Consider the following 6,462-nt stretch of genomic DNA (forward strand, 5'->3'; position numbering starts at 1 on the left):
CGGGAAAATAGAACATAATAAGGGTCGATTTTCCCGGTAACAGACGGAACGAGTATCATACACCGACCCCGAAGGCAAGCAGGCCTGCCGCAAAGAAGAAGGGCTCGTCACCTTGGACCGAGCCCCTCGAGACCACGTTCACGCCCGCACTCGGCGCCGACCGTCAGTTCGGCCAGCGCGCCCGCACCGGGAACGGCGGCTGCGCCGGCGGACGACTCGTATCACGCTCGAGCAGCTTGAGCGCTTCAGCTACCCCACGTTCCAGCTGCGGATCCCGACCCGCCGCCGCCGACTTCGCATCGATCACAACCTCGATGTCCGGCGCCACCCCAACGTTCTCGGCGACCCAACCCTCCGGGCCGAAGATGGCGCCGCACGGCGAGGTAATCGCGCCACCGTCCATCAGCGGATACGGCACGCACGACGCAACCAGACCTCCCCAGGTCCGGGTTCCAATCAGCGGGCCGACCTTATGTTCGCGGAAGATCCAGGGAAAGTAGTCACCGCCGGAGCCGGCCAGCATGTTGATCAGCAGCACCTTGGGGCCCAGCACGCCGGCCAGGGGCAGGCGGAACGGCGCGCCGCCGTCCGCCTCGTTGGTAATGCCACCGACGGGGCGCCGGCTCATATAGTCGACCATGTAGTCGTCGAGCAGTCCACCGCCATTGAAACGCTCGTCGATGACCGCCCCCTGTTTGTCTTGCTGCGCAAAGAAGTAGCGATTGAAGGAGACATACCCCCCGCCGCCCGTATTCGGCACCCAGACGTAGGCCAGCCGCCCGTTCGAGAGCGAATCCACTTTGCGCCGGTTGTCCTCGACCCAGGTCCGCGCGCGGAGCGGCACGTCGGACCGCACCGGTACCACGGTGATATCCCACGCGCCATCGGCCGTGGGCCGATCATTGACGCGGAGCGTCGTCTGCCGATCGGCCGTTCCATCGAGCAGGCGCCAGAGGTCGTCAGTTCCGGACAGCGCGACGCCGTTGACGGCAAGGAGATAGTTGCCCTGAGCCACCCGCAACCCCGGAGCGTCCAGCGGGGCTCGCAGTTCGGGGTTCCAGCTTTCGCCGGTCAGGATCCGTGCAATCCGCCAGCGATTGCTCTCGATCCGGAAGTCAGCGCCGAGCAGACCAACCCTCGTGGTGTCGACCGGCGGGAGGTCGCCCCCGAAGACAAAACTGTGGCCGACCGAGAGCTCCCCACCAAGCTGGTCGAGCAGGTAGTTGAGATCGTCGCGATGCCGCACGTGCGCCACCAGCGGCGCGTGCCGAGCCCGAACGGCGTTCCAGTCAGCGCCATGCGTGTTGGTCGCGTAGAAGAAGTCGCGCTCGATTCGCCACGCCTCATCGAAGATCTGCTGCCACTCGACCTGCGGATCGACCTGCACACGAAGCGCGAGGTTGATCCGACCATCGTCCGGCCTCGGCGGCGCTTCGGTGCCGACGTTGCGCCAGGCACCGGCCGCCTGTACCAGAATCCGCTTGCCGTCACCGGAGGTCGAGAAGCGCTGCACCGTTGGCAGGAATACGTCGGCCCGGCGCTTGGACACATCGTACCGATGCAGCGTCATACCAGGCTGGTTCGCCACGCGCTCGGCCACAAAGAGCGCGCCGGTGCCGCCAACGGCAAGATCAGCATAGTCGCGAACCGGCATCTGCAAGGCCAGGATCCGGCGATCCAGCCGCTCAAAGTCGATCCGGACCTCGGTCGACGTCTTCCCGCCGGCGCTGTCTTTCGACGGGGCGGGCGGCGTAGCAGCGGGCGGCGCAGCAGTTGGCGCCGGGGCAACGCGCTCTTCGTCGCTCTCCGGAGCAAACGGCGTCGAGTCGTTGGCCCGGAGCACGGCAAGGTACACGCCGCGCGTCACCGGTCGATTGATGCTGCTGATGTTGGCAAAGCCACTGGCAAGACCGAGATCGGTGCTGGCCAGGAAGTAGAGCCAGCGTCCGTTCCGATCCCAAACCGGGCGAATCGCGTCGGCCAGCCCGTCGGTGAGTTGACGGCTCCGACCATCCGCCACCGACCACACCAGAATCCTTCGGAACTGGTTGGGATAGACTTTCGAGTACGCCAACCACTTCGAATCGGGCGACCAGGCCGGCTGCAACCCCGCACGATTCCAGACACTGCCGTCCGTATCCGCCGTCACGATCCGTCCGGTCGCGATCTCGAGCACCCGGAGGCGCGCCTTGTCGTCCACGAACGCAATCCGCGATCCGTCCGGCGACCACGCGGCGACGAAGGCGTACTTGGCATCGCCGATCGAGATCTCGCGCGGTGTCCCAAGTCCGTCCTGATCGCCGATCAGCAGCCGGTAGCCAGACCCCGCATCGGCAAACCATGCTACCTGCGCACCGTCCGGCGACCAGACCGGCGTCCGGTCCGCCACCCCCGGCGACCGGGACAAGTTGCGCGCGTCTCCCTTCTCCATCGGGACCGTGAAGATCTCGCCGCGCGCCTCGAAAAGCGCCCGTTTGCCCGAGGGCGAGAGCGAGGCCTGCGCAATGAAGCGGCCCGCATCCGTCCAGCGGGGCATCGCCCAGGGAAAGTCGCCCCGAGCCGTGATGTCGAGCTGCCGCAGCGCCCCGGTCGCCGGATCGAGCAGATGGATTCCACCGTTCTGCTCGAGCACCAGGGTGCCGCCACCCGCAGACAGCCATTTGACATCTGCGTTCTTGAAGCGGGTCACCTGGCGCACCGCGCGGCTGCTCAGGTCGTACGCCCAGACGTTGCTCGCGTGGTCGCGGTCGGACAGGAAGAAGACTGTGTTGCCGAGCCAGACGGGATGAACATCGGTGGTGAGTTCGTTCGGGAGCAGGGTCTCATCCAGGCTGCCCAGGTCGATCACGGTAATCGGGGTGTTCTGGCCGCCGCGGTACCCGCGCCACTCGACATCCCATCGGGTCGAACGCTCGTACACCATCCGGCGACCATCAGCGGCGTAGCTGCCGCGCAGGGCCATCGGAATCGGCAGCAGCGTCGGGGGGCCACCGGCTACCGGCTGGGTCCAGAGTCGGAAGTATGGAACCGGTGCCGCATCACGATCCGACGCGATGAGGACCTGACGTCCGTCAGGTGACCACCCCCGCGCCTCGTCGTTGCCGGGATGCCAGGTCAGTCGGCGGGCATCACCACCGTCGACCGAGACCACGTAGACATCCGGATTGCCACTCCGATTCGAGGTGAACGCGATCCAGCGCCCGTCGGGCGAGAACCAGGGATCGCGCTCGACTGCGGCCGTGCTGGTCAGACGACGAGCCTCGCCACCACTCCGGTTGACGACCCAGAGATCACCACCATAAACAAACGCCACGTGCGCGGCGCTCACCGCTGGCTGGCGCAGCAGGCGGGTACCCTGCGCCTCGAGGGACCCGGGTGCGACGAGTACCCCGAGCAGCAAGGCAAGCGAACACGATGTTCCGGCAATTCGTTTCATGGCCACCCCAGATGGTTCGAACGGAAGACATCATTCTCATCAGCAACGACTCGACATGCCGTGCCGAAAACAGAAGCGGTCCGGTCGGCAAGCCGAGACCGGACCGTTCGATAGTATGCGCAGCAAGCCGGCTACTGCGGACGCTCGAGCCAGTCGCGCTGGATGTCGCGGGCCCGCGCTCGGGGATAGCGCTTGATGTAGTCCCGAACGTAGCCTCGGTCGACCCCATGACGCCGGAGGTCCATCATGCCGGAGACGTCCGCGGCGTCGAGACCGAGCGTCACCATCTCGTCGATCCATGAAAAATCGAGCTCGGCCATTGCCCCGCCGACCGTGGCGCCGATTCGGGCGCCCTCGAGACCGAGCCGCGCAGCCTCGCCGATCAGCTGCGGAGTGACCATGCTCAGCGACTGCGAGATGATCCCACCAAGATCGATTGCCTCGAGAGCCCGCATCGCCGCGGTGACACCGATCTGGGCACCCTGCGTTGCCTGCTCGACGATCGCCGCCACGTCCGGCATGTCGCCCTCGGCAACATCGAGATCGTAGCCGACGTAGCGCCGCCCCTCGCCCCGCGACTTGCTGCCCACCGCGAGCGACAACAGCTCAACCGGTGACGGCTTCGGCCGCCCAGCCCGGGTGGCGCGCTCGACGTAAGCCGGATCGGCCGCGAACCCGAAGCGGCCGTCGCCCCAGCCGGCTTCGATTTCGCCCTCGAAGGTGATGGTGCCGCTCTCCCGCGTCAGCTCGAACCGGAGCGGACGACCCGTGAAGCCGGTACTGGTGGCCGAGAGTCCGCTCAACCCGGTCACCGGTACCGACAGGGACCAGCGGGATGCGTTCCGCCCGGTCCCTTCAACCAAACGCAGATCGAGGCACAACACCCGCCGCGCGACCGCCGGATCGCAGTTGGCCCGAACCAGCTCGCCGGTCCAGCGCCCATCGAGATCCGCAATCCGCGCCGAGCCGGTTGGAACGACGGTCAAGGCAGCAGTTGCTAAGACAAGACCCAGCTTCAACATAGAAACCTCCCGCCCGGGGAGTTGCCCGCGATGAAAGCCACGATGAGAACCTGATACTCACTGCGACACGCCGGAACCCGAAAACGTTGCAGCAAGATCGGACGATCGGGCCGGTCAATCCACAACGAAGCTTAGCGCCGATTGTTTCAGGCGGAAACCTCAGCCGACCGGTCGCCCCTCCTCGCGATCAGCAGTGACGAGCAGGCCGTGCAGCAGTTCTTCGTACCGGTTGGCCAGGAACGAGTGGCTGCCCCCGTGCCCGGACACTCGCGCTTCGGATCGTTCGAGGGCGCGGGAAAGCCATAGCCCTGCCCCGCCGCCAGCCGTGCCGGCTGGTCCAAACCACAGGTTCACGACCATGGGCACCTGGCTCGGTTGGAACCCCCAGTCCCGATATACCGCCAGCAGATCCTCGGTCGCCCCTTCCGGACCGCGACGGAATGCCTCTCGCAGCACAGCCCGGTGGTGCTCGCGCCAATCGGCATCGCGAACAACCGCCCGATCCGCCTCGTCGATGCTTCCCAGCAACCGATCGATGGTCCGATCAGGATCCGAAACCATGGCCGACGATACCGCGCGCACCCATCGCCTCAGCCACCAGGGAGCGTAGCGTGCCGAGAGACGCCGCAACCCCTCCCCCGCTCCGCCCCCGGTGACCACCGCCCGGTCCGGTGAGGCAACGCCCGACACGATCCCGACTGCCCGAAGCCGATGGGCAATCCGGAGCGCCGATGCCAGCACGAAGGGGGACGCGCCCCCCCAGCCGATCAGCGAGAAGCGTGAGATCCCGACCGCCTCGGCAAAGCCGAGCAGGTCGACCGGCCAGTCGAGCACCGAGCGCCCCGGCTTGGGGTCGGACAGACCGATCCCGGGGCGGTCCGGCGCCAGCAGGCGCACGCCCAGGCGTCGCGCCGCGAGGTCGATCGCGGGCGCGGCGATCTCGAGCCGGCAACCCAGGACGCCGTGGGCATGCACGACCGGCACGCCCTCCGGATCGCCAGACTCGGCGTAGCTCACCAGCCGCCCGTCAGCCAGGGTGACCCGGTGCTCGACTGCCGCCGATGCTGTCATCGCGTCGCCATCATCCGGCCACCTTCAGGAAAACAATCCCCCATTCGACTATCCTAACCATGCTGCAATCACCCGTCTCGAGGACGAATCCATGCCTCAGCTCGTGTCTCGATCCAACCAAGGAGTCCCGAGCCCCAGAATGACGGCTCGGTCGCTGATCAACCTGCTGCTCGTGCTGGTGATCGCCTTCGCCATGCCCCAGCAGGTACGCACAGTCGCGGCAGTCCAGCCGCAGGCCGGCGGGAGCCAGGGCAATTCGTACCAACTCGTCCTCGCCGTTGCCGCCGATGGAACGATGACCCTGAACGGACACGCCGTCCCCGAGGCCGAGCTGGAGCGCACCCTGACGGCAATTTACCGCGATCGGGCGTCGAAGGTTCTCTTCATCAAAGTCGCCAGCGAGCGGCCGGAGCAGGAGGTGCGTCGCATCATCGACCGGGCCAAAGCGGCCGGAGTACGGATCGTCGCCATGGTCCCACGACAAGGCTGAGGTGGCGCGGCAGGCTCAGACACTCCGGCCCAGGCCGGCCGGAGCGCGCGCCCGACCGACGACGCCGGTCAGGGCCACCAGCGCCAGGGCGTACGGCAGCATCAGGAAGAACTGATACGGAACGGCAAGGCCCATAGCCTGAAAGGCGAACTGCAGAGCCGTCGCCGCGCCAAAGCAGCCCGCCGCCGCTAGCGCACCAAGCGGATGCCAGCGACCCAGCACCACGATCGCAATGGCAATGAAGCCCCGCCCGGCGGTCATCCGCTCGGTAAATGCCCCAACCTGTGCCAGAACCAGCGTGGCCCCACCGATTCCGCCGAGCACACCGCCAGTGACAACGGCTCCCGTCTGGCGCCAGCGAACCGACACGCCGGCGGCGCGCGCGGCTGACGCCTGCTCACCAACCGCGCGGAGTCGCAGCCCCGAGGTGGTTCGGAACAGGT

At 66.9% G+C, this 6,462-nt stretch carries 5 protein-coding genes; 1 reads left to right on the plus strand and 4 read right to left on the minus strand.

The features are described 5' to 3' along the window. Positions 1 to 163: 163 nt before the first annotated feature. The 3 genes from KF785_06000 to KF785_06010 form a co-directional block, all read right to left on the minus strand. A complete protein-coding gene (locus KF785_06000; protein MBX3146305.1) occupies positions 164 to 3,436 on the minus strand; it encodes a PD40 domain-containing protein in 3,273 nt (1,090 codons plus the stop codon). Between the two features lie 131 nt (positions 3,437 to 3,567). Further along, positions 3,568 to 4,422, minus strand: coding sequence for a hypothetical protein (locus KF785_06005; protein MBX3146306.1), 855 nt, complete (start codon positions 4,420 to 4,422; stop codon positions 3,568 to 3,570). 195 nt (positions 4,423 to 4,617) lie between these two features. Then, positions 4,618 to 5,529 carry an alpha/beta hydrolase gene (locus KF785_06010; protein MBX3146307.1) on the minus strand — a complete coding sequence of 304 codons (912 nt, stop codon included), beginning with the start codon at positions 5,527 to 5,529 and terminating at the stop codon, positions 4,618 to 4,620. A gap of 139 nt (positions 5,530 to 5,668) precedes the next feature. Between KF785_06010 and KF785_06015 the strand changes: the two genes are divergently transcribed. Beyond that, complete coding sequence (locus KF785_06015; GenBank protein ID MBX3146308.1) at positions 5,669 to 6,019, plus strand: biopolymer transporter ExbD; 351 nt, start codon at positions 5,669 to 5,671, stop codon at positions 6,017 to 6,019. A gap of 15 nt (positions 6,020 to 6,034) precedes the next feature. On the opposite strand, the gene KF785_06020 is transcribed toward KF785_06015, so the two are convergent. Further along, the coding region (locus KF785_06020; GenBank protein ID MBX3146309.1) for an ABC transporter permease at positions 6,035 to 6,462 on the minus strand (428 nt) is incomplete at its 5' end.

Source organism: Gemmatimonadales bacterium, assembly GCA_019637315.1.
Classification (GTDB): Bacteria; Gemmatimonadota; Gemmatimonadetes; order Gemmatimonadales; family GWC2-71-9; genus SHZU01.